Below are 25682 nucleotides of genomic sequence, written 5' to 3' on the forward strand. Positions count from 1 at the left end.
CCTGCCGTAGCTTGGCAACGATCTCCTCGGGCTTCGGGTGCTTTGCCATCTTGTCCGTCCTCCAGGCTCAAAAGCCATACCAAAGAGCGGACCACTTCAATGGGGGCTGACCAGAGCTCGCGCCAGGCGTGCCCCTCGTTGGTGTTGCCCCAGATGATGAAGTGGCCGAGCGCGTAGGCGACGCTGTCGCGGTCCCAGCCGTAGATCGAAATTTCCAGGCGGTCCGGCTGGACGTCGACGCCGGCCGTCAGCAGCAGCACCGCCTCGGGGATGGTCAGCATCCGCTTGCCGCCCGGCGCGTCCGGGTCCGGCACTTCGATGTTGAGGCCGAACGCCTCGACCCGGTCGGCCAGGGCGTCAGCGGTGGTCTGGTCGACGCTCTCGGACCAGCCCTCGCCGAGCTTCGTGTTGTGGAACGCGCGCAGCAGGTCGGGCTGGCCGGAGGCCGCAACGTACTCCGCCGCCAGTTCGGCCCAGGACGCGTTGACGTGGGGCGAGATCAGCGCCGACAGGGCGAAGCCCGCGTGGCCCTTCACCTCCGGCCGGAGGGCGCGCCACCGGCCGTTCGCGACCATCTCGGCCTTGCGCCGCTCGGGGATGCAGACCCCGCATTTCGGGCAGGCCCATTTCGCGGTCTCGGTCAGGTGCCGGATAGTTCTGCCCTGCGCATCCTTTTCCTTGTCCCACTCCATGTGGGACCATTTCGGCTCCGAGAACTCGCCGCACTCGACGCACCGCATCTCGTAGATGCGGCGGTCGCTGGCGTCGTACTCCCGGCAGATCGTCGAGGTGTCCTCGTCCTTCGGCGTCGAGCCGCGGACGATCTTGCGGTTGGGGAAGGTCAGCGTCCGGTTGATCGCCAGCGTGAGGGCGTCGCCCTCGGCCGTGACCTCGATCGCGTCCTCTTCATCGATGAGCAGGACGCGCACCGTGTGGGCGCGCAGGTTGCGCGGCGACCGGGCCGCCTTGATCTTAAGCGAGCCGCCAGGGAAGCGGCGGTACATCATGTTGTTGCGGCCGGTCTCATCGGCCTCAGTCGAAAGGAGTTTGGCGACGACGGGGCTCGAATCGAAGATCGGTTCGAGGTCCGACACCACGAAGTCGCGGCAGCTGTCATCGGCGGGCAGCAGCACCATGATCGGCGCCGGCTCATTGACGACGTGGCCCGCGATGGCACCGACCAGGATGGTGGTGTAGCCGACGCGGACGCACTTCTTGACGGTCACCCGCGGGATGGTCGGATCGCCGATGGCGTCCGCGATCTCCCGCTGGAAGGCCCAGAGCCGGACGGGACCGGGATCGGCCACCAGCCCCTCGGGCAGGCACAGGCCTTTCTTCTTACCGCCCTCGATCCACTGCGACAGGGGGAGGCGTGGCGGCGGCCGGACCTTGTCGAGGGCTTTGGCGACGGTGCGGTCAAGCAGCGTCGACATCGTCTCCCGCCGCGTCCGACATTGCGTCCCGCACCACCTGATCGATCTCCTGCACTTCGTGCGGCGTGAGGTGGGTCAGCTTCATGGCGACCTTGCCGGAGATGGCGAGAAGCCGAGCGCGGAGCTTGACCATCTCGTCGGCCCAGCGGCGTTCAGCGGCGCCGGCATCGATCATCCGGCCGGCGGCCTCGGCGTGCGCGCGGTCGCGCTCCCAGGTCTGGACGATCTTCTCGGCCGTCCGCGCCTGGTTGAAGGAAAGCTCCTCGCCGTCGGCGATCACCACGCCTTCAGCGGCGAGGATCTCGCGGATGCGCGTCCGGGCCAGGTGGGCCTCGACATTGGCTTGAGCGGTGGCGGCGACCAGCGCGGCCGGGCGTTCACCGTTCTCCGTTCCGTGAACGCTCGTGAACGCACCCGGCTGTCGGGCAGGGTCGGTGTTGGCGGCGAGGGCCGCGCGAACTTCGGCCTCGTCGAATTTGCCGTCGGCCCCCTTCGGAATCTGCCCGGAGGCCACGAGCTTGTGGAGGCCCGACTTGGCCCGGCCGAGGCGCCGAGCGAGCTCGCTCAGGCTGATGCGTTCGGCCATTTCGTTCTCTCGTTCACCTATAAAATTGGACCTGCAGGGAGGGAGAAATCGGGAGCAACTCTGCCCGCAGTGAGGTCAGATCGGCCGGAGGACCCGTTGCTGCGGTGCGGTGGTGCGGTGCCGCATCGGGGTGGGGTCGGAGGTCCGAGATGCGGTCCTCAGTCCGTAGCTGCCTTGGCCGGCAAGACGCCCTATGGTCGCCCTGCGGAAAAGGAGAGCGCTATGGGTATCGGGTACGCTTGGGAAAAGACGATGGTGGCCGTCACGTCGATGGCCAGTAATCCTGACAGCATCCAAGAGAGGGTGGCTGCCGCTTACGTTGACAGCTTGATGCACATCGAGCCCGAAAGGGATTTGCCGGATGATCTCCGCCCCTTGCTGGCCGAGATCAAAGCGGCTCTGACCGACACCCCTGCCGTCGGGGATGAGGGTCGAGTTGCTGCTTCAGCCCGTGCGATGGGGCGCGAGAAAGCCACTGATGTCGCTCGAAAGATTGTGGATCTCTACGATAAGGTCTGCGTCGCCCGCCCCGAGCGTTGAGCTCAGGATCTCAGGATAAGCGTTGATCGACCTGAGCGCGCCGAGCGGGGCTCTCCCATTCGGCCGCTTCGAGATAGGGCCACTCCAGCTGCTTATAGTCCCGGCATGCTCATCAGCAGCCCGATCTCGTGGGTCACGCGGGCCTCAAGCTCGCTGCCCATGATCCGGTCGAAGGCGGCGGCAGTGGCGCCCTGCAGCATCTCGTCGGGGATGTAGACGCCCGAGTTCTCCAGCCGCACCTTGCCGCGCCAAGCGTGGCCCATGCTCACGTTGGTGAACACGTGGCCGCCCATGACCGGGCCTTTGCGGTTGGGGAAGCGGCCGCCCTTGGTGAAGGTGCCGTGGAACAGCTGGCGGCGACCGCGGGGCGCAGCCGAGACGCCGGCCTTGGTCTCCTTCGGCTCAAAGAACTTGAGGCTGATGTCGCCGCCGGTGGTCGTCAGCGTGTAGGTCAGCCGGTCCGTGTTGCGGGCCTTGAACTGCTCGTTGCCGTGACGCGCGCCCTGGACCTTCACGGCCCGAACGATGGTCGAGCGCTTCAATCCGGTCTGGATCACGAGGCTGCGGATGACCGCTGTCTTGGCCTTGGCGCCGGTGTGGTTGAGGGCGCGGGCCAGGGCGACAGGCGCGCGGGCGCCGAGTTCGCCCAGCTGGTTCGAGAAACGCTGGAGCAGCCCGTCGCCGGAGAATGTCAGGCCGGTCATCGTGCATCCTGCGACGACGTTGGCACTTGAGGCACGACACGCACAATACGAGTCGATCCCGCATCCATGAGTTCGATCTTCAGCCGCGGCGCACTGGCTCCGATATCCGCCGATCGCACCAGCAGCTCCACCTCATCATCGTTCCGGTTCTCAAGGGAACCAATGATGCTGTAGCCTTGCGGCAGCGAAAGAATTGCTAGGGCCAAACCGGCCGCCGGGACGGCCAACACGGCAACACCATGAGCGGGGTCAGATGACATCTTATACGTCCAACATTTCCAGCCTGGAACGGAGCATTGTCGATCTCCAACGTCAGGATGCTACCGAAGCTAAGAAGGAGGCCGATCTCACATCAAAGCATTACAAGGCCGTGGAGGCTGCCGGTCGCGCTTCCAGTACATCGACAATGACTTCAAAGCTTAAGGACGCAGAGCGTGCTTCTCATGACCTTGCGAGCGTTAAAAAGAAAAGGGCGGATCTGAGCAGCCAGATGGCCTCAAAGAGTAAGGACTTGCGCTCATATCTTGAGAAGCAGGCAAAGGAGGATCAATCTGCGCTCAAGAAAGCCGCTGACACACAGAAGAAGATGGCTGACGAGCAAAAGCGCATGATTCGCGAGCGAGAGGACCATGATCGCCGGGTCCGCTCAGACCTTCATCGGCGCGCCATCTCATTCCCAACCTCTGCGACCGACCCGAACACCGAGGGATTCGACTTCTTCATTTCTCATGCGAGCGAGGACAAGGAGAGCTTCGTCCGTTCGCTGGCCCAGGAGCTGACGACTCTAGGAGCGAAGATCTTTTACGACGAGGCAACCCTGCGAGTGGGGGACAGCCTGCGCCGCAAGATCGACGATGGCTTGGCCCGTTCACGCTTCGGCGTTGTCGTTCTCTCCGAGCATTTTTTCCGGAAGGAGTGGCCGCAGCGGGAGCTGGATGGGCTTGTCGCGCGCGAGATTCAGGGCGTGTCTCGCATCCTGCCGATTTGGCACAAAGTTTCTAAAGACGAGGTCGCCGCAAACAGCCCCACCCTTGCCGATAAGGTGGCCCTCAATTCCAGCACGAAGAGCGTCTCAGAGATTGCGAAAGAACTCTACGACATGCTGGGTACGTGAGCTCGGTGATGGATGCACCTTGACTACGTGACCAGCTACGCTTGTACTGACCTCGCGACCGTTGGGAGATCCGAGTTCTCGGCGAATGCCTTTGCGGCCGGGCAACTGCCCGGGAATGGAGGTGATTTCAATGGCGCAGAAGATCGGACGCAACGCGGGGAATGGGCGTTTCACTACGGTGAAGACGGCCAAGTCCAAGCCCAAGACCCACGTGGTAGAGACGATTAAGAAGTGACGGGCAACCGCGCTTCTGGCGACGACCGGCCCCAAACCGGTCGTCGTTTTCTATCAAGGGGTACGCATCTAGTGCGTATCCCTGATGCTCCGCAAAGCAATCTAAGATGGTGAAGTAGTCCACCAGTGGTGGACGATCTTCCGAACCAGCCTACAAAGTGGAGAAAACGGCTAACCCGTCTCCGCAGGGGCTCAACATCGATCCCATGACGGGAGAGTACAGCGCCTACAGTGCTAAGGGAGGAATCTATTACACGACGGCGCTCTCCGCAATACCCGCGCGGCAGCGTCAAGCGTCGGGTAGAGCTAGAAAGTGCGTGTGCTCATCGTTGGTCGCCGCCAAGCCCTATTGTTCGAATATGTAAGGCGTTGACTTACGACCCGTAAGCCGTCACCTTACAATCATGATCCGGTCGTTCCGCAGCAAGGGTCTCGCCCTTTTCGCCCAGACGGGCAATGCCAAGAAGCTGAGCGTCGAGCATGCCGGTCGCGTCGCCCGTGTCCTGAACCAACTGAACGCGGCGACGAAGCCCGAGGACATGAACCTCCCCGGCAACCGCTTCCACGCCCTGACCGGCGACCGTGCCGGAACCTACGCGGTCAATGCCAGCGGCAACTATCGGATCACCTTTCGCTGGGACGGCCCGGATGCCGTCGATGTCGATCTGGAGGACTATCACTCATGAGCGGCAACCCCCTTCTGTCCGGTCTCGCCCCGACCCATCCCGGCGAGATCCTGCGCGAGGACATTCTTCCGGCCATTGGCCTGTCCAAGGCCGACGTTGCGCGCCGCCTCGGCATCTCTCGTCAGACGCTCTACGACATCGAGGGTGAGCGGCTGCCCGTGACGCCGGCCATGGCGCTCCGCTTTGGGCGCCTGTTCGGGAACGCTCCCGAGTTCTGGGTCAATCTTCAGCGCGATTACGACTTGCGCACGCTCGAAGCCGAGATGGCGGAAGAGTTGGCCGCGATCGAGCCTGTGGCGGCTTGAGGGCTCATTGCATTCACCTGCACTCAGCTGCACCGGCCGCGCCCCTCGAGTGTGCCAGACGAAGGGGAAGGACAGCCGGGACCGGCGCTTGCTCACGGACGTGACGCGGCGCGTCGGCTGCGCGCTCAGGAAAATGCGGGCGAGCCGGATGGAAGAGGGAGGGCGAACGCGGGTCGGGCAGGTTTAGCGAGTCCACTAGCAGAAAAGGCGCAGCCTCGCAGCTGCGCCTCTCCAAAGTTACTCAGTCGGGCAAATCAGCGGAGCGCCCGGCGGCGGACAGCTTCGTCGTAGCTGCCGGGGTGCAAACGACCGAATTTCACGTCGGCGATCCGCCCCTGATTCACGTCGAAGGGGGCTGCGATGCGACTGTAGATTTCGCCGTCCATCAGACGGAGATGAACCTGTACGGCCTCCTCAAACGTGAGGCGGTGGCAGGGCGGCTGGTGTCGAGCTTTGGCCATTAGGGCCTCCTTTTGGAGGCCTTGGAAACTTGACACGCCATCAGGCACGCACTTAAGGTGCATGTGTTGAAACTGACAGCCGCAAGCTCCCAAGGTCTTTGCGGTTAAGACACTAGCCGGGGCAGGCACGCCTCGGCTTTTGTCGTTTTTGGGCCGATTCGTTCGACCCAGTGCACATCTTAGCTTTTGCTGACCAAGAGTCAAACGGCCAGCGTTTAAATGCGCCCAGATGCCTCGCCAACGCCGTTTAAGACTTTAAGCCTTCAAACCACGCGAAACCGCTTTTTGGCCGCCCTGGGCCATTTTTAGGCCAACTCAAGCACGTTCTGGATCGGTTCCGAGGGAAGTGTCCACTTAGCTGGCGTGCTGCTGCCAATAACCCTTCCACGACTGACTAACGGGCGAGGCCATCGTCAGACCAATCGTGCGATTGAACGCCTCGCCGTTCGGGTGGCGCCGGTTGTCCTCCTTCCAAGCCGCCTCGGCACCGTAATAGTAGGGGGTCTCGCTGTGCACCCTCACCCCACCTGCACATCCGCGATCCCAAGCTCGACCGGCGAAGGCCGGCCGAACAGGCTGACGGCAACCTTTAGCCGGTCGTTCGGCAGGAGTTCTTCGACGACCGCAGGGAAGGTGGCGAAGGGGCCGGTGGTGACCATCACGCTCTGCCCGGCCTTGATGCCGACCGGCTCCACGATCTCGCCCCTGGCTATGACATCGACGAACCGCTGGAGGCCTTCCGCGTCCAGCCGGGCGGGCTTCAGGACGGGGCCAGCGATGTTGCCCTCCTTGGAGGTGTCCTCGACGGGACGGGAGACGATCTCGGCCACGCCGACGCTGGTCCTCGCGACGTCCAAGTGGGCGAGGTCCCGCACGCCGATGAAGACCGTCCGGATCAGCATGGGCGTCCGGCGGATCACGCGGCGGCCGCGGCGAACCACAACCTCGGTCGAGCGGGGCTGGTAGGTCACTGCCTCGGCGTCCTGCAGGGCCTTGAGCGCCCGGTCGCCCATGCGGGGCATCGTCTTGGCGATGTACCAGCACAGGGCCGGGTCGATGACGGGCGAGGCCACGCCGTAGATCGGATCGGCGATGCTGCGGGCGCTGGGGCCTGCCTGGGCCCCGCTGGACGACACCGGGGTGCCGACGGTTCCGCGGCGCTCTGCACGGCGGAGCTCCCTGCGCTGGCGGCGCTCGCGTTCACGTTGGCGCTTGCCCTTCGCTCGCTGGCTCTTCGCTTGGACGGTCATGGAGGCTCTCGGTACGCGACGGGGGGATCGGTCAGGCGGCGTTGGTCGCCAGCGGGCGTTCCGTCAGGATCCGCTCGGTCGCCACGGCGAGGCGCGCCTCCTCGACGATGTCAGGTGCCGTGGTGCAGCCTGCCGTGCCCGGCCGGTACTGCTCGTCGGTGCCCTGGCGCCACTCGTCGCGGAAATGGTCGATGGCGAGGCGCAGGCGGTGCCGGCGGTCCTGTTCGGGGTTCGGCTTCGCCGCTAGTACGCCCAGCGGCTCGCCGGTCGGCTTGGCGTAGTCGAGCCACCGGCGCTGGTAGAGCCAGCTATCGGCCGATTTCACGTACTCGGTGCCGGATTTGCCGATGCGAAGCTGCTCGGCGGCGTAGGCCTTCGCCCCAGCCTCGATCTCGTCGGGCGTGGCCCCGGCCTTGATCGCCTGGTCGTAGCGTTTCCGGGCCTGGGTCGTCGGGAAGCTGACGTGCTTCGGGGGGAAAGCTGCTCGAAATCTATCGAACCCTACGTCCGTCCCCTTGGGGACTATAGGGGTTTTAATAGGTGTAGGTGTAGGTGCTTTCGGTTCGCTTTCGTTCTGCTTTCCATTTTCAGAACCTGATGCTTCGGTCGGGTCGTTGTTTTCCAACGGCTTAGGTCGTCCGCCTTGCCTGCCAGCTGCACGCTTTTTCTCGACCTTTTCCGACACGAATTGGTGCTCGCGCGTGAGCCGTTTTTGCGTCCAATAGTCGTCGGACAGATGCCAGAACGCCATGACCTCCGGATGAATCCGGGCCCACTTCGCCGGGCTGATGCTGAGCATGCGAGCAATCTTGGCGTCGTCGTTGGGTATCCGACAGCCGGGGGAGCGCCAGGCCAACATCAGCAGCATCACGTAGGCGCCGCGCTGTTCCAGGCTCAAGTGGCCGGTGTCGGCGATGAACGCATCGGTGAACAGCGGAAGGCTGGGAAGCGCACTCATGACCCTCACCGATCCCGGATGGCGTTGAGCGCGGGGTCGACCCAGACCCGCACGGTCTGGTTCGGGCGCCCGGCGCGGTTCTTGTCGATGATGAGTTCGAGGTCGTGCCGGACCCGGTCGAAATCGTCCCGGGCGTTCGGGCAGCCGTCGCGGAAAGCCTGCGTGCGCTCCGCGTAGTAGCCCGGCCGGTAGAGGAAAATCACGGTGTCCGAGTTCTCCTCGAAAGCACCGGCCCCGCGGATGTCGGCGAGGCCGGGCCGCTTGTCCTCGCGCCCCTCGGGGCCACGGTTGCACTGCGCCAGCAGGAAGACCGGGCAGTCGAGGTGCTTGGCCAGCGCCAGGGCGCCATCGGCGACCTCCTTCAGTCCCTCGTCCTCGCGGCGGTAGGCGCGGGCCGGGCGCACGATGTGGGCGTGGTCGATCACCACGCACCCGAGCGGCGTACCCTTGCGGGCGTAGGCGTTGGCGAGGCGGTCCGACGAGGCGGCGATGTCGCCGATGGTGCGGCCGCCGCCGTCCTCGATCATCATCGGCTGCTGGCGCTGCTCGTAGACCACGCCAGCGACCAATTCCGCCTGGCGGTAGTCGAGGCCGCCCCGGCGCATGATCTGCTCGTAGGAGATCCGGATTCCGCGGCGCTGCAACTCGCTTGAGGCGGTGCGCGCCGCGATCTGCCGGCGCGACATCTCGAGGGAATGGTAGAGGGTGGCGCAGTTCTGGTCGGACATCGCCAGGGCGATCTCGGTTCCGAGGATCGACTTGCCCATCGATGTGCGCCCGGCCGCCGTGATGAGGTTCGCGGGCTGCGGTCCACCGCCGATCTCACGGTCCAGCGAAAGGATGCCGCTGCTCGCGAGCTTCACCGACGATCCCTGCAGGTCGGCGGTGATCCCGGCGACCAGCGCCTCGCCGGCCTCGGCTAGCGTCGCGCTCATGGACTTGCGGGACACGAAGCTCGCCCGAACCTTGTCGACCTCGGCGTAGATCCGTTCGAGCGTCGGGCCGGGAATCACGGGGCCACCCTCGCGCACGTCGCTGGTCGCCGCCGCGAGCTGGCGCAGCTGCCAGTACTGCTGCACCGTCCGGGCGTACTCCTCGGCGTTGGCCGGTACGGCGCCGTGGGCGGTGATGCTGGTGAGGTACTGAACGACGGTGCGCCCGCCGAGGTCGCGGCCCGCCGCCGTCGGACCGATAGCGGCGCGGACCTTCATGTAGTTCGGCGTGTCGCCGGCCGCGCTAACCGCCGCGATGGTCTCCCACAGGTAGGTATGGAGCGGCTCGTGGAAGTGCTCCGGCGCAACGAGGTGCTGGACCAGCGGGAAGACGCCGGGCGAGGTCAGCACACAACCGATCAGACCGGCCTCGGTGTCGAGGTCCGCCGGGATCACATCTGCCATGGAGGTATGAGCCTGTAAGCCGCGCGCGCGTACCGGTCCTGCGTGATCCGGCATCAGAGCAAGCCGATCCGCTCACGGGGATCCGGGATGGCGAGGAGGATGAAGCGCTCCCAGGCGCGGGCTGCCGCCAGCATGTCGAGGATGCGCAGCGTCTCGTCGGCCCGGTTCTTCGCCGCTGTGTAGTCAGCGAAAGCACTGTTCATCTGGGCGTCGCGCGCGACGCTGAGATCGATCACCTCACCCATGACGAGGCTCCTTGTGAAGGCGTGAGACAGCAGGCCGGGACGGAGCGAGGACAGCAGGGGGCATCGGCCAAAGCTCCGGGGTTCGGGAGCGCCGTGTTCGGCGTAAACGATTTGGTAACCAGCCTTGGTTAAGAGCCTCTGATTAGACTCAGGGCGGCGGCTGCGCGTGGGTCAGTGGGATCACTCGTCACTCTCCCTGAGCCAGACGCCGAGAGCGGTGAGCGAGAGCCCGAAGCGCATCAGCATCCGGCCCACCGGGTCGCGCAGCCAGACGGGACACGCGTTCCGCAAGCGCTTCAAAATCTGCTGCGAGGCACGCCAACTCATCTGTTCTCTCCCGGCTGCGCGCTGCGCGGGCCGCTCGAATGGCTTCGATCTCGACGGCCTCGACGCGCCTGGCCTTGCGATACCAGAGGTCGAAGGCACGCCAGTACGACAGACCGGCCCGGCGGGCGGCGCGTCCGATCTGCGATTTGACTCGGTCGTCGCAGCCGAGGGGCCGTGCGAGGTCACGCAGCCCCTCGGCTGCTTCAAGGACAAGGGCGGTCAACGACCCCTCCCAAGACTTTTGGGACATCTCCCAATGCTCCTTCGCCACAGTGATGGGCGTGACGAGGAGGTTGGCTTTGCAGTCCCGGAACGATGGAACGAATGAGGACGGACCTGACGGACGCGGTGCTTTGGCGGGCGAACGCGGACGGCAGGGCCGGACCTCGGGGGAAGACAGCGGACACGGTCACGACGATGCCTCCGCAAGCGAACGGCGCGGCTTGGCCGGCTCCAGATCCCGAGCACGGACCTGCCCGGCGGACAGCTCCTCGATCCGGGCGGCAACCCGGACGGAGGGGCCCCGCTCGCGGAACCGGAGCTTGCGGACCATGAACAGGGAGATGTCGCCGATGCGGTCGGCCATCTCGCGGTCGGTCAGGCCCTCGTCGCGCATCCAGGCTTTCAGCAGCATGGCGGGGCTACCCTCCCTGGCCGGCACGGAGGGGCGCGGACCGCCCCTGGTGCAGGTGCTGGGCGACGCCCTGGCAGTGCTGATGGTGGACCTGATCGCGGTGGTGCCGGTGGGCGACCGGCCCGCGGCGCGCGAGCGGCTGGCGAACCGCCTCGACGATCAGAGCCGCATCCCAGGCGCCGGGCCGGCGGCGGCGCTGCTCGGCGCCATCGCCAACGCCCTGATGCGCTTGGAGCGATGACACCCGGACGCGCCCCACCCCGAATCCGAGGAGGCCCCCATGGCGAACGAAGAAGAGCTGTTCGAGATCGAACTGGAGAGCGTCGAGCGCAACTTCGGCCCTGATCTCGGCGACACGAGCTACGACGTCGCGTTCGACTGCACCCGGGGCGCGACCCTGATCCACATCACCGTGAGCCTCGACGCGGACGCGGTGACCACCACGGAGATCATCCCGTTCGCCATGAGCGAGCTGAACCGGGCCTTCGCTGCCCTGGCGGGCCAGACGAAGGCGTGGCGGATCGAGCCGGGACAGGGCCTGCGCCCCGCTGGACAGTGACGGGCCAGCCCCTCCACCATCAGCGACACCGACGAGGCCGAGGGAGCCGGGAATGGACGAGGTGCGGTTTCGAGCCCTGGAGGCGCGCATCGCCGAGTTGGAGAACGAACTGAAACGGGCGCGGAACGACATCCATTGGGCAATCGGCTTGATGTTCGTGGTGCCGGTTGGGTTGCTGATCATCCTGCGGGTCTGGTCGTAAGGATTCTGCAGGCCAATGCCGCTGGCACCACAGAACGGATCGACAGCATGCCCATGAGGTTCGAAGCTCTCCCTCTCCGCCATGCGCACTCGTCGTTCGACCGACTGAGTGATGCGCACGCAGTGCTGACTGTGGACCTCGTCCATTGCCTGCCAATTACCAACCGAGCCAGTGTAACGGATCGGCCTGCGAACAGGCTCGACGATCAGGGCAGAGCACCCAGCAACGGACAGGCCACCGCAGCTTTGGGCGCGGTTGGCTAATTGCAGATGAAGCTGGGAATATGAGGTGCTCATCAGGGGCGAGCCTCGGGTTTTGGGTATAAATCGGGACGCAGTATATGGCGCGATACGTTTAGAGTACGCTCAAGCTGCAGCACTCTGGATGCTGGAGCCCGTCGCCATTGCTCTACTGCTTGACGCGAGATGCCCAACCCTGTGGCTATCGCTTTCGATCCGCCACACGATTGGATAGCTAATTTGAGCGCGCTGTCAGCCATACGCAGCATATGTCACGTATTAATTGCACAGGCAAGCGAAACTTGCATGGACGGGGCCGGTATGGGTGGTTCACTGGGCGGATGATCGGAAACTTGGCACACGTGATACGGCACGCGCGAACCGCAGCTGGCCTGTCGCAGCAAGCCCTCGCCCAAAAGTTGGGCGTATCACGCGCGGCTGTTGGTCAATGGGAAGGTGGTACGCACGAGCCTTCAACCGAAAACCTAATTGCTGTCTGCGCAGTGCTCGGGGTTGATGTAGGAAGCGCTGTTCGCGGTGAAATCAAGCCGGTAAAGCCGGACGATTTCCAAAGGAATGCCTTATCGGCAGCAGATCATTTTAGGCTGCTGGGCGGGCTCGCTAAAACTACTCTATCTCGTCAGTATAGCGATCCTGAAAAACTGGTCGATCTATTTGCTTCTCATACTCTAGATGATAGCGCGCATATATATGTGAGCAAGGATCCATTTTCTCCCTACCCTCGTCCTATAAGTTTAATGGAGAAGGAGGGGTCATATGCTTTGATATTGTCAGATAACTACTTATCTCCAAAATTCGAAGATAGTGATATCGTGTATCTGTGCAGCACCACTCCCGCACAAATCAATGACTATGTGCTGATATACACCAAAGAGACAACAGATTTGCGCCGAGATCTAGAGTCAGAAGGCGTGCCTGTTACTAAATGTTACCTTGGAAGATTAATCAAACGTAGTATTTTTGGCATGGAGATCAGGCATTTCAGTCCCGATCGTATCCTTACAATTAAGCTGGATGCGATCGCCGCCATCCATCGTGTTTATGCGTCGGACGAATTGATAGCTCAGGCGTAGACGCAAGTTTCGCTTGCATATCACTCATAGCAAGTTTAGGTTTCCGCATCGTCGCAAGCGATGGAGCCCATTCGTGCTGCCCAACGCCCCTCCCTACGTTCCTATCATCGACTTGGCCTGCCTCTGGCTGACTGGTCGCCGCGCTTTCCGTATGGAGGGTTGAGCGGTGGCACAGATTGTCCCCTTCCGTCCCCAGGACCTGCATCCGCAGATCGGCCAACCTGAGTGGCGTAGCTCCCTCCTCGCTGCAGCGATCCGGCACACGGCGCACGTCGCCGGGCCGATATGCCCCTTCGCGCTGTTCCGTCACCTTCAGGACTGGCTCGGCCTGCCCGAGGAGGTCTGCGGCGGTGAGATCAACACCATCCTGTTCGCGATGGTCCGCAGCGGCCTCTACACCTCGAACACCCACGACGTGGCGACCGGCACCATAACCCTGGGTGCGGAGACGCGCCTGACCGCCTCGCGAGTCCTGACAGTCTGCCTGCACGGCGAGCCCTGCGGCGATCCCGAGGACGACGACATCTGAGAGGTTTCGGGTAAGCGCGGCGCGCCACCCGACACAAGCGGCCCCCGCCAGTGCTGCAACACCAGCGAGGGCCTTCCCCAAACCGAAGGATCTGAAACCATGGAACAGGGCAACCGCCTTGATAGCACCCCCGTGTCTGCTGTGCAGGCCGTTCGCGACGATGCCGGGGAGGACCGCGCGCTGGACGCGGCCGTCGCCGCGCTCCTCACCCGCCCCGACCCGGAGCGTCGGCCGGCGGACGACCATGAGTTGCTTCAGCTTGGCGCTCAGTTCGATGCCGCCCATCAGCGGTGGCTCGATGCCGTCGAGGCCAATCGTGAGCCTTCTGAGCGCTTATCCGACTTCATCAAGGCAGCAAAGGCAAGAGGCGGCCCGACCCTGAAGGACGTTGAGGCTGCCTGGACGCTTCCGGGGGTAACCGAAGCCGAGGCCCACGAGGACGATGCCTTCGGCATGGTGGCAGACGGTCATGGGCTCAAGATCTTGAAAGTGCCGGCCAAATCTCTTGCCGGTCTCGCTGTGCATGCGCGGGCTGTGATTCCCACCGTTTGGTTGGCTGGCAACTACGAAGAGGATGCTGACCTCGGTGAGAACGAAGACCTTCCGCAGAAGCCGGTCCGCCTGCTGATCCAGTCCGTCTTGAGGCTCGCTGGTGTCGATTGGAAGGGTACGCCGCTCGATGCGGAACGAGTGGCAATCCCCGCGGCGGGTGCATCCTCTCGCAGGCCTGCCGGCTCCGCATCGCCGGAACTGGCTTCCATGGTCGCGGAATGGGTCGCCGCGATCGATACCGAGAACAACGGTTCACAGGATGGGCCGGATGACGAGGAGCGGATCGCTCAGCGAATCACCCTACAACAGGCCATCCTCGCATTTCCTGTCACATCCTTCGCTGACCTCGCTGCCAAGGCGCCGCTGTTCCAGGATGAGGTGGAGGCCGCGAGCCGCTCCGATGCATCGTCGAACACGCTGGAAGCCTTGGCTTGGCAGTGTGTCCTGCGCGACATCGCAAGCTTGAGCGGCGAGCCTGCTCCTCCCCCCGAGCCGAAGGTAAATTGGAACAACCCGCCTGCTGGCTTCATGGCCTTCCCGGCCATTGAACCGACAGGCTTCATTAATATCGTCGATAGGCTGAGGCTTGAAGCCGAGCGACTGCATGAAATCGACAGATCTTCCGATCTCCCCGAGGATCGTCACGACGATGTGCATCCCCCGGCGTTGCTGCGGGAGATCGCCGCCGAGGGTATGTTACTGGCGAATTCGCTCATTGAGTACTTTGGTAAGGAGCCCATCGACAAGGTGCTGACCACCGATATCGCCCTTCGCGATCATGCTCTTCGTGTCCGAGCACTCGGCGGAAACGTTGATTTTGATCTTGATGCCGAATTAGTCAGTATTGGACAAGAATGGCCTGGGCTCGTTGCGGAAATGAAACGGACTTTTGACCGACTAGACGATGCAAATGAAGCCCTCAATGCTCCGGAAATGCCCCGTGAGTTGCGGGTTTATGGCTACGATGTCGCGAGCGGCTTTCCGCTCCCGCACCAAACTGCAAAAGGCTACGCTCCTTATGGTTCCAACCAGATCGAAGAGCTAAGAGCTACTCCGAGGATGGGGGTCTTCATCGGTGGAAAACCTGAGGGCGAGTTGCTCGCAGGCGGCGGCTACCGGAAGGTGGACCAGAATGCCCAAAAGCGCGCCGAGGCGATTATCGCGGCATGGGATGGCTGGCGCGCTGAGGTCGAGCGGAGGGAGCTTGCCCACGACATCCCGGGGCTTCGAATGGCAGCACAGGCGGCTACCCGAGCCCACGATGCAGCAGCTCTCCGCGCCCGGTCCCTCAAAGCACATACGGCCCGTGGCCTGATTGTTAAGGCTGAGATTGCTGCAAGCTTAATCCCCTGGGCGGACCGCGATGCCCAGGCCGAAAAACTCGATGCGGATGACGAAGTAGGCATCCTCTACGCGCTGGTTTCCGACACCCTGAGGGTGCTGGGTAGCAATGCCTCGAAGCAGGCGCCTGCATCATGACCTCTCTTTTCCAACTCCCGACGCCCCCCATCAGGGGCGTCACCACCATCCTTCTGCGCGACGGCACCGAGATCCGCGTGGATGCCATCGAGACGAGCGCGCAGGGACAGGCGATCCTGGCTGAGATCGACGGGGCTATCCTGGCGATCGAGGACCAGATTGCCCTTGGCACCGGGACGGACGATCCGACCTGGCGGACCCGGGCGGAACTTGCGCTCAAGCGCAAGCGCCGAAGCCGACCGGTCCTGCAGGAACGGATCGGTGTCCTGCGCCGTGCCGAGAAGGCAGCAGCGCTTGGCGCCAGTCAGGCGCAGTCGGCATCGAAGGTCGACGCCAAGCGGCAGGCCTTCGTCCAGGCCGCCTACGAACTCTTGGGCCACGAAACCTGCGTCGAGGTATGGGCCCTCGCTCAGGAAAAGCAGCCCCTGCTGTTCGCCGATGCCGGAGGGCCGGACCGATGAGCGTGTCCGATCTCCCCGGCTACCACGACGTTGGCGGACGCGTTTGGCCCACCGCGAAGCTCGATTCCCTGCTCGCCCAGCCGAAGGTAATGCAGACCGTCCGGCAAGGGCTCACGATCAGTCGAGGGCCGCGCGGGGACTTCTGGCCGGCCATTGCCTACACCTGGGCCCGTGATCGGTACCGCCGCACGGAGTGCAGCGACCTCCTCCACATCCTCGTTGTCCGTCTGAGGGACAGGGAGGAGCGAGATGCCGCCTGATCCTATTCACGCGGCCATCGCCCACCACCGGCAGGCCTGGGACACGTTCCAGATCGCGCCGGAGGGCGAGGACAGTGTCAACGCCTGCTGCGAGATGCAGGACGCCCTGGACGCCGTCCTGGCGACGTTCTGTGCGACCCGAGCGGGCGCCACCGCTCTCGTCGAGCATCTGCGCTGGTGGCTCGCGGAGGAGGCCGAGTTCGCGGCGGACTATCAGCCGGCCTATGGCCGCGCCGAGGCCCGCATCGCCGAGATCGTCATGCTTCTGGGAAGCTCGACCTCCGACCCCGGCGTACCGGATCCGATCTACGCCGTCCTCGACGCGGCCAACACCGCCGAGATCGCACACACCGTCGCCTGCGAAACCCGCGACGAGGACGATGAGTCGTCGATGTGCCGGTGCAACGCCGCGGCCGAGCGCGCACATCACGCATGGAAGGCCCTGGATCAGACGCCGCCGGCGACCCTCGGCGGCTTGCGCGCGCTGGTCTGTCACTACGTCCGCCTCGGCGAGAGCATGGCCGAGAGCGCCTTCCTTCACATCGCCCGATCCTTGGAGGGGTGCGACCCCGGCCTGGATCTCCGTTCGCTTGGGAGGCCCGCATGAAGATCCCCGGCCCCGTCGAGATCAACACCGCATGGCGCGACCTGCCAGTCTACCTGCGCGATCATATCGGCTTCATCGCCTTCGACATGGTGTTCCAGGGGTTCCTGTCCGGGCAGGCCTACGCGCTGGAGGATCGCGTTCTGGCATCTGACGACGACCGCGGCGAGGCCTACGACCGCGAGTGCAAGCGGCTGGTCGAGCTCTATCGCGCCGTCGAGGATGCTGTGCCGGATCTGTTCGGACCGGAAGGAGAGAACCCGGATTGGGCCGAGAGCACAGCGAGCCCTTTCCATCCCCGCTCGGACGGACGAGCCCAAGCGTTGGGAGGCGCATCATGATAGCTCGGACCCTAGCTCAGCGCGTCGCCAAACTCGTTCCATTGCTCGCCAGCGACAAGGACGGCGAAGTCATCGCCGCCGCGCGAGCCATCGCCCGTACCCTGACGACGGCCGGCACCGACCTTCACGATCTCGCCGACACCCTCAACCGGATGCAGACCGTAGCCGAGCCTCGGCCGAACCGCGACGCCGCGTCGAATGGGGACGCAGGGTCGGCAGCCCCATGGAACTACGCCAACGAGTTCCGGCAAGCCGAACCTGTCGGGGGTGCTCCAGACCATCCGGACGCCATGACCCGCAAGTTCGGGCTGCCGATCTTTCGACAGGGCGCGATAGGATCCTGGCAGGAGGTCTGCCAGCACTGCTTCACCCTGAACCGGTCGATCGCGAGGAAGCACGGCGGTCGTTTCCTGCGGGACTTTGAGGTCAAGATCCTCACCGACATCATGACAGGCAAACGGTGGCCAACGAACGCGAACGCGTCTTGGATCGAAACCGTCGTGGCGCGGTGCCATCAAGCGCGGGATCTGGCCGCCGAAGCGAAAGTCGGCTGATGCCCCGCCGCGCCGCCGTCGTCACGCAGGCCGATATCGCCAGGGCGATCCGGGCCGTCCAGGCCGCGGGTCTGCCGGTGATGCGGGTCGTCGTTCGCTCCGATGGCGTCGCGGTCGAGACGGTGCTTCCGCCGGACCACGCTGCCGCGCCCCAACTGCCGGACGAGGTTGCCAACGATGAGCGCGTGGTGGTCCTATGACCGCCGACATGCCGCGCCCTCGCCCGCCCCATCTGGTCCGTGAAACCACCCGCCACGGCACCGTGGTTTGGTACGTGCGGGTCGGCCAGGGGCCGCGCACCCGGATGCGCGAGGCCTACGGCAGCCCCGAATTCTGGCGCGACTACCGCCTCGCGGTCGAGGGCAAGCCACTCGCGCCGGTCGCCGGCCCGAAGCCCGGCACGCTATCCTGGCTGATCGCGAAGTATGTCGCCTCGGCCGAATGGTCCGAACTGAAGCCCGCTACCCGCAAGCAGCGGCACGGGTTCTACCGCGCCATGGAGAAAACGGCGGGCGCTGAGCTGCTGTCGGTGATCGATCGCCGCGCGATCCTCGCCGGCCGTGACCGCCGCCGTGACACCCCCTATGCCGCCAACAACTTCCTGAAGTCCCTGCGTGGGCTTTTCCGCTGGGCCCTGGACGCCGAACACGTGAAGGTCGACCCGACCACTGGCATCAAGCTCCTAGCCGGCAACAACGAAGACGGCTTCCACGCCTGGACCGAGGACGAGCTGGAGCGCTTCGAGGCGAAGTGGCCGGTCGGTACCCGCCAGCGGCTCGCCTTCGATCTTCTGCTCTTCACCGGGTTGCGTCGGGGCGATGTGGTGCGCCTTGGCAGGCCCCACATCCGCAACGGCGAATTCACGATCCGCACTGAGAAGACCGGCATGGTGGTGATCGCGCCGATCCTCCCTCCCCTCGCCGCTTCGATCGCCGCCGCAGCCACGGGCGAGCTGACGTTCCTCGCGACGGAACGGGGCCTGCCCTTCGGTAAGGAGTCGTTCGGCAACTGGTTCGGGAAGGCTTGCCGCGAAGCGAAGTGCCCCGGGTCCGCGCATGGGCTGAGGAAGGCCGGCGCGCGCCGGGCCGTCGAAGAGGGCGCGACGGAATCCCAGCTCAACGCGCTGTTCGGATGGGCGGACGGAAGCCGGGAAAGCGCGACCTACACGCGGACGGCGAACCGCGCCAAGCTGGCCCGAGAGGCGAGGACTTCTCCCGCACCATCGGCTCCGGTGCGGGATCGAAAGCGAAAAATCTTTATTTCTCAACGGCTTAAAAAGCCGATGGTGGGCCCGGCAGGACTCGAACCTGCAACCAGACCGTTATGAGCGGTCGGCTCTAACCATTGAGCTACAGGCCCGACTTATCGGTTCAGCCTATGCCTTCCCATCCGCGCGGGGAACGGGGGCCGATGCGTCTGGCTATCGCGAAGTCGGCCGCTCGGCAAGGCTGGATTGCGTCAGACCGCCGAGACTCGATTGCGCTCCGACCGGCAGGCTTCAGCTCCGCCGATCTCCTACCTAAACGAGCACCTCGGCCAGAATGGATGGGATCTCGTTCGGGATTTCCCGGGCGAGGTAGCCGATCCCGCCATAGCGGCGTCCGAGGCGGCGACCGGCTTCGCCGTGAACGTACACGCTCCACAGGGCGGCCGTTTCCGGTCCGGCGCCGCGGGCGAGCAGACCGACGATGATGCCGGCGAGCGTGTCCCCCGATCCGGAGGTCGCCAATCCGACATGTCCCGTCTCGTAGCACCATGCGCGGCCGTCGGGGACGACGATGTGAGTCCGGCCGCCCTTCATGATCGTCACCGTTCCGAAGCGCTCCGTCGCTTGGCGTGCCGCGGCGAGGGGATCGGCCTCGATCGCCTCGCGCTCCAGGCCGAGGAGCTGGGCCATCTCGCCGGCATGCGGGGTGATGATCGCAGGTTCCCTACGCGTGCGGGTCAGGTCGGTTTCGGCACGGAGCGCGATCAGGGCGCCGGCATCGAGGACGATGGCGACGTCCCTCGCCTTGTGAACGAGCGCGGTGGTCACGGCCTCGGTATCCGCGTCCTCGGCCATGCCGGGTCCGATCAGAACCGCATCGCTGGATGCCGCACGCGATGCGAGGCCGTCGGCGCAGGCCCGGCCGATGCCGCCATCCTCGGTCTGTGGCAGGCCGACCACCAAGGCTTCCGGGACGACGAGTCCCATCGGGATCGCGAGATCGCGGCAGACGGCAAGCTGCACCTTTCCGGCGCCGGCGCGCAGGGCCGCATTGGCGGCGAGAAGTACCGCGCCGGGAAGGCCGGTGCAGCCCGCCGTGATCAGCACACGACCGCGACTGTCCTTGCTGTCGCCGTCCGGCTCGGGCGGGGCCATGCTCCGGAGCAGGTGCTCGGTGACTGGCGTGACGGACTGCATGGACCGATCCTCCATCGTCGCCGCGAAAACTATTGCACGGCGTCGGTGTCCGGTTCGGAGGTAACGGGGGCGCCGTCCGCCTCAAGGGGTGCGACGAAGTTGTAGCGCACCAGCGCGAGACCGCTGCCGGGCGCTGCCGACGCCGAGAAGGCGTACTCGGTCACCCCACAATTCGCCACGTCGCCGTCCGCGTCGATGCTGAGGATCCCATCCTCGGTCATCTCCTCGAGAAGATACCGCAAGCACAGCACCACGACCTGATGTGCGACGAGAAGCACCCGGCGGCCATCGTGATGGAGCGAGATCGTATCGAGGGCGCTGCGCAGGCGCAGGATCACGTCGCACCAGCTCTCGCCGCCTGGGGGGCGGTGGTAGAACTTTCCGAGGTCGCTCCGGAGTGCGGCCTGCTCGGGATGGTATCGCTCGATGCCGGCGCGTGTCAGGCGATCGAGGATACCGAATTCCTTCTCCCGCAGGCGCTCGTCGACGAGAAGCGGTGGTGCCGCCGCCGCGAGGCCGCCCGCCCCCCTGATCGCTTCGGCGGTCTCGACCGCACGACGATAGGGCGAGGCGAGGAGCAAATTCGGGCGCTCGTCCTCGGGCAAGGCCGCGAACCAGCGGCCGACGGCACCGGCCTGCCGATGTCCGAGGGCGCTCAAGGGGACGTCGACATCGCGCTCGGGGATGTCGATCCGGGCTGCGCCCGTCGCCTGTGCGGCATCTCGGGCGACGTTGCCGGAGCTCTCGCCGTGGCGGACGATCCAGAGGCGAAGTGGGTGTCCCTGTGGCACGGAAATCTCCGGAGCGCCGATCGGTTAGACCGAGCGCAACGCCCCGCCAGCGGCCACGTTCCGGTTGGGTGCCGCCTCGGTTCCCGGGCCGCCGGCCTCGTCGCCTCGCAGGGTTGCCCATGGCTTGATGCTCGATGCTCGCGTGGCGGCGGGGGCAAAGTGTCACAAGATCACCAACGGGCAAGATCACCAACGGGATGGAAGGTGCGGCTCAGCGTCATCGTGGTTCTGATCGCGCATACGCAACGGGTTGGCATGAGCAGAGTTGTCGAAGAACCACGTGCCATCAAGGCGCAGTTCACCGCAGTAACTTGGCCATAGCCGCCATCGTCGTAAGGAAAGCGTCCGATGACCATCGATGCACGAGCGATCTACGTCACGGCCCTCAAGAATACCCACGCCCTGGAGTTGCAGGCGCTCCAGATCATGGAGCGGCAGGTCGAGCGCCTCGAGAACTATCCGGAGATGGAGGTCGCTCTCCGCCGCCACATCGAGGAAACCCATGGCCAACGCGACCGGTTGGAGGAAGCTCTCTCGTCCCTGTCGGAAACGCCGTCTGTCCTGAAGGAGGGATTCCTTGGATTCGTCGGCAACATGATGGCCATCGCTCACGTGCCGGCCCAGGACGAGATCCTCAAGAACACCTTTGCGAACCAAGCCTTCGAGAATTTCGAGATCGCCGCCTATACGTCGCTTCTCACCATCGGCGAGGCTGCCGGCCAGAGCGCGCACAGGTCGGCTTTCACGTTGTCCCTCCAGCAGGAGGAAGGCATGGCCAAAGCCGTCGCCGCCCTCGTGGCGCCGACGACCCAGCGCTACCTCGAACTGACCCTGAGCGGTGCGACTGCGAGCCGGTAGCGCTCGCGCGTGGGGAAGACAGCCCGGCGGCCCGGGTCGACCCGGCGAGGGTCCGGACGTCTCGGCGCGGTGTCTACCGACGTGGGATAGGCCCCGAGCCTTCGAGGCCTTTCCCGTTTCGGGAAATCCGGGTTCCGTGACGATACGTGATGATAACCGAGCCCCGGCATTCTCGCTGCGAGCCAAGTTGCGTACCGGCTCCTGTTGCGTAAGCACGCCCCGTCGACCCGTGATCCGATCGGGCGGCGGGGCTGTCGCGTGTTTCGACGGTGCCGTTGCGTCTCGGCCCGAGCTTCGTCGGCCGAGATCACCGTGTGCCGAGTTTGGGCGCTGCGCCTGTCCGACCTGTTTGTCCGACGTGGTCACGCTCGATCAGATCTCTCACGGACGCCAGCACGGTGTTCTGGTGAAAATGATGAAGCATATGGCCGGCGCCCGGCACCCAGTCGAAGTGCGCGCGCGGGATCGCTTGCGCCGCCAGAGCGCCGTGGAGGGCGTTGTTGACAACCAGGTCGGCGGTGCCCCCGAGGATATGAACCGGCACCTTGCAGGTTCCGTAAGCGGCCGCGGCGCGGGTCAGCGCCGTCCAGACACTGACGGCATCCTCCCCTTCGGCGATCATCCGCTCCGACCCGCTCGCCAGCGCGAACGGAAAGCGTTCGGCAACCGAGGACGGCATGGCCTGAGGCAGGAAGATCGCGCGCCATAGGAGCGGCAGCAGGGCAGGGTCGGCCGATCCCGCGAGCAATGGCCCCAGAACCTCTCCGAGGCCGGGCGTGAACCGCGGCCCGAAGAGCACCTGTTCCAGACGCATCTCCGGGAAGCACAGCGGCGCGAGGGCGAGGATTCCGGCCGTCTGTTCCGGAAATCGCAGGGCGTGGCACAACGCGACGGTGCCCCCGAAGGAGTGACCGATCAGCAACGGGCGGTCGACGCCGATGGCCGCCATCGCATCCCGAATGATCTCCGCTTGGCGCCAGGGCGAGGCATCGACGAGCCGCCGCCGCGCACTCATCCCATGGCCTGGTCGATCCACCGCGATGACGCGATAGTGCTGGGCCAAGGTCGGCACGAGGGCGAGCCAGGAATCCTCCAGGGCCATCAATGTCCCGTGGATGAGGACGATGGCGGGGCCCTCCCCCGCCTCCGCATAGGCGAGGGTGCGACCCTGGCCCAGGTCGACGGCCCGGCGCGCCACAGCCCGGTCGGCCGTCGAAGGTTGAACGGGTGGCGGGGATGGCAGGCGTTGTGCGGTCGCCCTCATCTCAGGACCGTCGGCCGGTGGAACGCGGCGCCACCAGAGCCGTCGCGGCAAGGCCGAGACCGACTGCGCCGGCGATCAGCGCGACCGGGTGAAGGCTGGCACGGGTATAGGCGCTCGTTCGCATGACGTAGCCGGGCTGATCGCCCCTCGCATGACCGGTGTCGTCCTGCTCCGGTCCGTGGAGCGTGCCCGCCGGACGTCTCGGGCGGCCGGGCCGCTGCTGAAAGGCGACGATGGCCGGGGCGAGGAGATCGAACGCGCCGGGCGCGAATTCCTTGCTGGCCGCGAACACCTTTCCGGCGCCACCGACGAAGACGTCGCGCTGCGGATGCACGGCACAGTGCAGGATTGCGTTTGCGACCTCTTCCGGCGGGTAGACCGGCGGGGGCAGCATCGGTTCGCGGTTCATGTAGTTGCGGGCACGCCGTGGCAGGGGCGTGTCGATGGACGTCGGCTTGATCAAGCTTACCGAGACCGGAGTACCGGCGTGTCGCAATTCCATGCGCAACGCATCGGTAAAGCCTTTCACCGCATGCTTTGTCGCCGAGTACATTCCCTGGAACGGGAAGGCGAGATCGGAGGCGACGCTGCCGACATTGATGAGCGCTCCACCCTGCCGCCCGAGATGCGCGACGGCGACGAGGGAGCCATAGACGGTGCCCCAGAGGTTGGTCTGCACCAGTCGGGCATGATCTGTGTCGGACACCTCCGTCAGCGAACCGTAGATGGTGACGCCGGCGACGTTGACCCAGGTGTCGAAGCCTCCGAACGTCGCGACCGCCATTTCTGCGATCGTCTCGACATCGGACCGCACACCGACATCCGCCACGACGGAGACCGCCCGTCCGCCGCTTGCCTCGATCTCCGACACGATTGCGGCGAGGGCCGTGCCGCTGCGGGCCGCGAGCACGACGCGCGCGCCGCTCTTCACGGCCATGCGGGCGGTCGCGAGGCCGATGCCGGACGAGGCGCCGGTGATGACGATCACCTGATCGCGCAGGGCCTTATGCTTCATCTACCGTTCCTCCGCTTCGGTGGGTGCCAGCGAGGGCCCCTATCGGAAGGCCTACGCGCGGGAGTCGGAGGCGTTGCGGACAATGACGGGCTTGCGCGGATTTCACGCGCGCCGGAATGTCCCCCTTCCGCTCATGCACCTGCTGGAGGATCGATTCGGTAATGGATCGGCTTAAAGCTCCCGTTGTTGGATTGCAGGGCCGAACACGCCGTCAGGCCGATGACGAGGTCGGTCTGAGCTTCGAAGGTGATGTGATCTCCCGCCCGGCTCAGGGGCGCCTCCACGCGGATGACACCGGTCGTCGCATCGATGGGCACATTCATGAAGCAGTTGAACGCGATGGGGATCTGATCCGGCTCGATGCCGTAGGGGGCGAGCGCCGCTGCCAGATTGCCGAAGCAGCCGCGATGCGGGGCGGTGTCGCCATAGATGATCCGGAAGGTATCCTTCGAGCACGGGGTCAGCAGGAAGTCGTGACGCCCGACCGTGTCGGCCACGATGGTGAGCATCACGTTGGAGCGGTTGGAATACAGTGGGTCGCCCGTGGTGAGGTAGATCCGGCTCGCGTAGTCGAGGGTGCGCCCGGAGGACAGAACTTCACCGGTATCGTGCCGGTTGTAGGCCAACAGATCCGCGACCTGCTCGCCCTTCGGGTCGATGACCGTGAGGCGCTGCCCCCTGTCGAGGGTGAAGGCGACGCCTGAGCGCGGCGCGATCTCTTTGAATGCGTGCGCTTCACACATCGTGTGTTCCGCCTGCTCCGGTCCGGCCCTGGAAGGGGCAGCGCCAAGCCTCGGACACCGCCCGCCCACTGTACTGGCGCGCCTCCGACATTTCCCCGTGGCGGGCCAGCATCGGGTTCACGGACCCGGCCAACGCCGCATCGCGTTCGAGGATCGAGGTCCGCAGCTTCTCGTAACGGTTGGCCGCCCGCAGGGCCTCGAACTGGGCGTGAAGATTGAACACGAGCGCCGGAGAGGAGAAGCGCCGGGCGGGTCGGCTCGCGCGTGGATGCAGGCCGACGATGAAGAAGGCCTCGCCGCCGAAACTCAGGGAGAAATGCGGACTCTCGGGATCGTCGGCTACACGCTGGTCCCATGGCTGGCCAAGCCAGCAATCCTTGTCTGCGAGGGATTGGGCGCGGGCCCAGAGATGGCGCTCGAACTGCTCTTCCCCGAGGTCGCCCGGCCCCTCGAACACCACTGCGAAGCTCTGAAACAGATCAGGCGCCCGCTTGTAGCGCGCCGCGAAGGCCAGGAGGGCGGGATAGATCCGCATGTCGTCCCAGCCGGAGGTGATGTCGCGGGCCACCACGATCTTCATCTGCCCCTTGGACAAGGCCGATTTCGCGCCGACACAGGGGAACGGCGGGTCGCGGATGAAGTCGCGGAACGCGTGGGCCAAAGCGTGATCGCGGTCGTCTCTCGGAAACTGCATACGCACTCGTCACTCAGCCACCCGGTTGCGCAGGAGTGCGGCAGCCGGTGGCGTGGATCTGGGCAACAGGGGGCAGGTGCAGGGTGTTCCGAGGTGGACGAGAAGTCGCGGGACTTGCCAACAGGGGATTCGCTCGTCGGTACGACCCCCGCGTTCAGGCCGTCG

At 65.1% G+C, this 25682-nt stretch carries 36 protein-coding genes, 1 tRNA gene and 1 pseudogene; 18 read left to right on the plus strand and 20 right to left on the minus strand.

Features of this window, described 5'->3' with window-relative positions; genetic code table 11:
* The coding region (locus ASF25_RS02990) for a terminase gpA endonuclease subunit (protein ID WP_056303179.1) at positions 1–1433 on the minus strand (1433 nt) is incomplete at its 3' end.
* Positions 1417–2019, minus strand: a complete 603-nt coding sequence (locus tag ASF25_RS02995; protein WP_056303181.1) for a hypothetical protein — start codon at positions 2017–2019, stop codon at positions 1417–1419. The genes ASF25_RS02995 and ASF25_RS02990, both read right to left, overlap by 17 nt.
* A 222-nt stretch (positions 2020–2241) precedes the next feature.
* Between ASF25_RS02995 and ASF25_RS03000 the strand changes: the two genes are divergently transcribed.
* Positions 2242–2559 (plus strand): hypothetical protein, encoded by a 318-nt coding sequence (locus tag ASF25_RS03000; RefSeq protein WP_056303182.1) that lies wholly within the window; start codon positions 2242–2244, stop codon positions 2557–2559.
* Positions 2560–2651: 92 nt separating this feature from the next.
* Here ASF25_RS03000 and ASF25_RS03005 read toward each other — a convergent pair whose 3' ends face one another.
* Positions 2652–3263, minus strand: a complete 612-nt coding sequence (locus tag ASF25_RS03005) for a hypothetical protein (protein ID WP_056303184.1) — start codon at positions 3261–3263, stop codon at positions 2652–2654.
* On the minus strand, positions 3260–3523 hold the full coding sequence (locus ASF25_RS22500) for a hypothetical protein (protein WP_156368842.1): 264 nt from the start codon (positions 3521–3523) through the stop codon (positions 3260–3262). The genes ASF25_RS03005 and ASF25_RS22500 overlap by 4 nt, the downstream gene beginning before the upstream one ends.
* Here ASF25_RS22500 and ASF25_RS03010 point away from each other — a divergent pair.
* The 3 genes from ASF25_RS03010 (at position 3517) to ASF25_RS03020 (ending at position 5602) form a co-directional block, all read left to right on the plus strand.
* Positions 3517–4377: a toll/interleukin-1 receptor domain-containing protein gene (locus tag ASF25_RS03010; protein ID WP_056303185.1), complete on the plus strand. Its 861-nt coding sequence runs from the start codon at positions 3517–3519 to the stop codon at positions 4375–4377. The two genes, ASF25_RS22500 and ASF25_RS03010, sit on opposite strands and share 7 nt — an antisense overlap.
* 638 nt (positions 4378–5015) lie before the next feature.
* Complete coding sequence (locus tag ASF25_RS03015) at positions 5016–5297, plus strand: type II toxin-antitoxin system RelE/ParE family toxin (RefSeq protein WP_056303187.1); 282 nt, start codon at positions 5016–5018, stop codon at positions 5295–5297.
* Positions 5294–5602: a HigA family addiction module antitoxin gene (locus ASF25_RS03020; RefSeq protein WP_056303189.1), complete on the plus strand. Its 309-nt coding sequence runs from the start codon at positions 5294–5296 to the stop codon at positions 5600–5602. Before ASF25_RS03015 ends, ASF25_RS03020 begins: the two co-directional genes overlap by 4 nt.
* A gap of 254 nt (positions 5603–5856) precedes the next feature.
* Here the strand turns inward: ASF25_RS03020 and ASF25_RS03025 are convergent, their stop codons facing one another.
* The 8 genes and pseudogenes from ASF25_RS03025 to ASF25_RS03050 all read right to left on the minus strand — a co-directional run bounded on the left by ASF25_RS03025 (position 5857) and on the right by ASF25_RS03050 (position 10874).
* A complete protein-coding gene (locus ASF25_RS03025) occupies positions 5857–6063 on the minus strand; it encodes a hypothetical protein (RefSeq protein ID WP_056303191.1) in 207 nt (68 codons plus the stop codon).
* Between the two features lie 354 nt (positions 6064–6417).
* Positions 6418–6543, minus strand: a pseudogene (locus tag ASF25_RS22505) (IS1595 family transposase); the annotation flags it as partial.
* Between the two features lie 38 nt (positions 6544–6581).
* The gene (locus tag ASF25_RS03030) at positions 6582–7313 is read right to left on the minus strand and encodes a transcription termination/antitermination NusG family protein (RefSeq protein ID WP_056303192.1); all 732 of its coding nucleotides are present in this window, start codon (positions 7311–7313) and stop codon (positions 6582–6584) included.
* A 31-nt stretch (positions 7314–7344) separates the two neighbouring features.
* On the minus strand, positions 7345–8271 hold the full coding sequence (locus tag ASF25_RS23160; RefSeq protein ID WP_056303194.1) for a DUF1376 domain-containing protein: 927 nt from the start codon (positions 8269–8271) through the stop codon (positions 7345–7347).
* Positions 8272–8276: 5 nt separating this feature from the next.
* Positions 8277–9668 (minus strand): DnaB-like helicase C-terminal domain-containing protein, encoded by a 1392-nt coding sequence (locus ASF25_RS03040; RefSeq protein ID WP_056303197.1) that lies wholly within the window; start codon positions 9666–9668, stop codon positions 8277–8279.
* Between the two features lie 53 nt (positions 9669–9721).
* Entirely contained in the window at positions 9722–9913 is a 192-nt protein-coding gene (locus ASF25_RS03045) for a hypothetical protein (RefSeq protein ID WP_056303198.1), read from the minus strand.
* A gap of 180 nt (positions 9914–10093) precedes the next feature.
* Positions 10094–10240, minus strand: coding sequence for a hypothetical protein (locus ASF25_RS22510; protein WP_156368843.1), 147 nt, complete (start codon positions 10238–10240; stop codon positions 10094–10096).
* A 409-nt stretch (positions 10241–10649) separates the two neighbouring features.
* A complete protein-coding gene (locus ASF25_RS03050; protein ID WP_056303200.1) occupies positions 10650–10874 on the minus strand; it encodes a hypothetical protein in 225 nt (74 codons plus the stop codon).
* Between ASF25_RS03050 and ASF25_RS03055 the strand changes: the two genes are divergently transcribed.
* From ASF25_RS03055 to ASF25_RS22515, 3 genes are read left to right on the plus strand one after another with little or no spacing between them, the layout of a single operon-like run.
* Positions 10873–11115 carry a hypothetical protein gene (locus tag ASF25_RS03055; protein ID WP_156368844.1) on the plus strand — a complete coding sequence of 81 codons (243 nt, stop codon included), beginning with the start codon at positions 10873–10875 and terminating at the stop codon, positions 11113–11115. The genes ASF25_RS03050 and ASF25_RS03055 overlap by 2 nt on opposite strands.
* A gap of 39 nt (positions 11116–11154) precedes the next feature.
* Positions 11155–11433: a hypothetical protein gene (locus ASF25_RS03060; RefSeq protein WP_056303204.1), complete on the plus strand. Its 279-nt coding sequence runs from the start codon at positions 11155–11157 to the stop codon at positions 11431–11433.
* 52 nt (positions 11434–11485) lie between these two features.
* Positions 11486–11635, plus strand: coding sequence for a hypothetical protein (locus ASF25_RS22515; RefSeq protein ID WP_156368845.1), 150 nt, complete (start codon positions 11486–11488; stop codon positions 11633–11635).
* A gap of 295 nt (positions 11636–11930) precedes the next feature.
* Here the strand turns inward: ASF25_RS22515 and ASF25_RS21720 are convergent, their stop codons facing one another.
* Complete coding sequence (locus ASF25_RS21720) at positions 11931–12143, minus strand: Cro/CI family transcriptional regulator (protein WP_348271319.1); 213 nt, start codon at positions 12141–12143, stop codon at positions 11931–11933.
* Between the two features lie 93 nt (positions 12144–12236).
* Between ASF25_RS21720 and ASF25_RS21725 the strand changes: the two genes are divergently transcribed.
* The 10 genes from ASF25_RS21725 (at position 12237) to ASF25_RS03105 (ending at position 19075) form a co-directional block, all read left to right on the plus strand.
* On the plus strand, positions 12237–12968 hold the full coding sequence (locus ASF25_RS21725; protein ID WP_210168818.1) for a helix-turn-helix domain-containing protein: 732 nt from the start codon (positions 12237–12239) through the stop codon (positions 12966–12968).
* A gap of 166 nt (positions 12969–13134) precedes the next feature.
* A complete protein-coding gene (locus ASF25_RS03065; RefSeq protein ID WP_056303206.1) occupies positions 13135–13497 on the plus strand; it encodes a hypothetical protein in 363 nt (120 codons plus the stop codon).
* 99 nt (positions 13498–13596) lie between these two features.
* On the plus strand, positions 13597–15528 hold the full coding sequence (locus ASF25_RS03070; protein WP_056303209.1) for a hypothetical protein: 1932 nt from the start codon (positions 13597–13599) through the stop codon (positions 15526–15528).
* Positions 15525–15989, plus strand: a complete 465-nt coding sequence (locus ASF25_RS03075) for a hypothetical protein (protein WP_056303210.1) — start codon at positions 15525–15527, stop codon at positions 15987–15989. The genes ASF25_RS03070 and ASF25_RS03075 overlap by 4 nt, the downstream gene beginning before the upstream one ends.
* Complete coding sequence (locus tag ASF25_RS03080; RefSeq protein ID WP_056303212.1) at positions 15986–16249, plus strand: hypothetical protein; 264 nt, start codon at positions 15986–15988, stop codon at positions 16247–16249. The genes ASF25_RS03075 and ASF25_RS03080 overlap by 4 nt, the downstream gene beginning before the upstream one ends.
* The gene (locus ASF25_RS03085) at positions 16239–16856 is read left to right on the plus strand and encodes a hypothetical protein (RefSeq protein WP_056303215.1); all 618 of its coding nucleotides are present in this window, start codon (positions 16239–16241) and stop codon (positions 16854–16856) included. Before ASF25_RS03080 ends, ASF25_RS03085 begins: the two co-directional genes overlap by 11 nt.
* Positions 16853–17194: a hypothetical protein gene (locus ASF25_RS03090; RefSeq protein ID WP_056303217.1), complete on the plus strand. Its 342-nt coding sequence runs from the start codon at positions 16853–16855 to the stop codon at positions 17192–17194. The genes ASF25_RS03085 and ASF25_RS03090 overlap by 4 nt, the downstream gene beginning before the upstream one ends.
* Positions 17195–17235: 41 nt before the next feature.
* Positions 17236–17748 carry a hypothetical protein gene (locus ASF25_RS03095; protein ID WP_056303219.1) on the plus strand — a complete coding sequence of 171 codons (513 nt, stop codon included), beginning with the start codon at positions 17236–17238 and terminating at the stop codon, positions 17746–17748.
* Positions 17748–17948: a hypothetical protein gene (locus ASF25_RS03100; protein ID WP_056303221.1), complete on the plus strand. Its 201-nt coding sequence runs from the start codon at positions 17748–17750 to the stop codon at positions 17946–17948. The genes ASF25_RS03095 and ASF25_RS03100 overlap by 1 nt, the downstream gene beginning before the upstream one ends.
* Before the next feature lie 296 nt (positions 17949–18244).
* Complete coding sequence (locus ASF25_RS03105) at positions 18245–19075, plus strand: tyrosine-type recombinase/integrase (protein WP_244472882.1); 831 nt, start codon at positions 18245–18247, stop codon at positions 19073–19075.
* On the opposite strand, the gene ASF25_RS03110 is transcribed toward ASF25_RS03105, so the two are convergent.
* The 3 genes from ASF25_RS03110 to ASF25_RS03120 form a co-directional block, all read right to left on the minus strand.
* Positions 19032–19107 (minus strand) — tRNA-Ile (locus ASF25_RS03110). The two genes, ASF25_RS03105 and ASF25_RS03110, sit on opposite strands and share 44 nt — an antisense overlap.
* 160 nt (positions 19108–19267) lie before the next feature.
* Positions 19268–20152: an NAD(P)H-hydrate dehydratase gene (locus tag ASF25_RS03115; protein WP_056303223.1), complete on the minus strand. Its 885-nt coding sequence runs from the start codon at positions 20150–20152 to the stop codon at positions 19268–19270.
* A 29-nt stretch (positions 20153–20181) separates the two neighbouring features.
* The gene (locus ASF25_RS03120; RefSeq protein WP_056174028.1) at positions 20182–20943 is read right to left on the minus strand and encodes a histidine phosphatase family protein; all 762 of its coding nucleotides are present in this window, start codon (positions 20941–20943) and stop codon (positions 20182–20184) included.
* Between the two features lie 348 nt (positions 20944–21291).
* On the opposite strand from ASF25_RS03120, the gene ASF25_RS03125 reads away from it, so the two are divergent.
* On the plus strand, positions 21292–21801 hold the full coding sequence (locus ASF25_RS03125; RefSeq protein WP_056303224.1) for a ferritin-like domain-containing protein: 510 nt from the start codon (positions 21292–21294) through the stop codon (positions 21799–21801).
* A gap of 307 nt (positions 21802–22108) precedes the next feature.
* Here ASF25_RS03125 and ASF25_RS03130 read toward each other — a convergent pair whose 3' ends face one another.
* From ASF25_RS03130 to gntA, 4 genes are all read right to left on the minus strand, one after another.
* Positions 22109–23065 (minus strand): alpha/beta hydrolase, encoded by a 957-nt coding sequence (locus ASF25_RS03130; protein WP_082502457.1) that lies wholly within the window; start codon positions 23063–23065, stop codon positions 22109–22111.
* Between the two features lies 1 nt (position 23066).
* Positions 23067–24080: an SDR family oxidoreductase gene (locus ASF25_RS03135; RefSeq protein ID WP_056174024.1), complete on the minus strand. Its 1014-nt coding sequence runs from the start codon at positions 24078–24080 to the stop codon at positions 23067–23069.
* Between the two features lie 131 nt (positions 24081–24211).
* The gene (locus tag ASF25_RS03140; protein ID WP_056303226.1) at positions 24212–24823 is read right to left on the minus strand and encodes an urea carboxylase-associated family protein; all 612 of its coding nucleotides are present in this window, start codon (positions 24821–24823) and stop codon (positions 24212–24214) included.
* Complete coding sequence (gene gntA, locus ASF25_RS03145; RefSeq protein WP_056174018.1) at positions 24816–25517, minus strand: guanitoxin biosynthesis heme-dependent pre-guanitoxin N-hydroxylase GntA; 702 nt, start codon at positions 25515–25517, stop codon at positions 24816–24818. The genes ASF25_RS03140 and gntA overlap by 8 nt, the downstream gene beginning before the upstream one ends.
* Between the last annotated feature and the right edge of the window lie 165 nt (positions 25518–25682).

The organism is Methylobacterium sp. Leaf100, assembly GCF_001422845.1.
Lineage (GTDB): Bacteria > Pseudomonadota > Alphaproteobacteria > Rhizobiales > Beijerinckiaceae > Methylobacterium.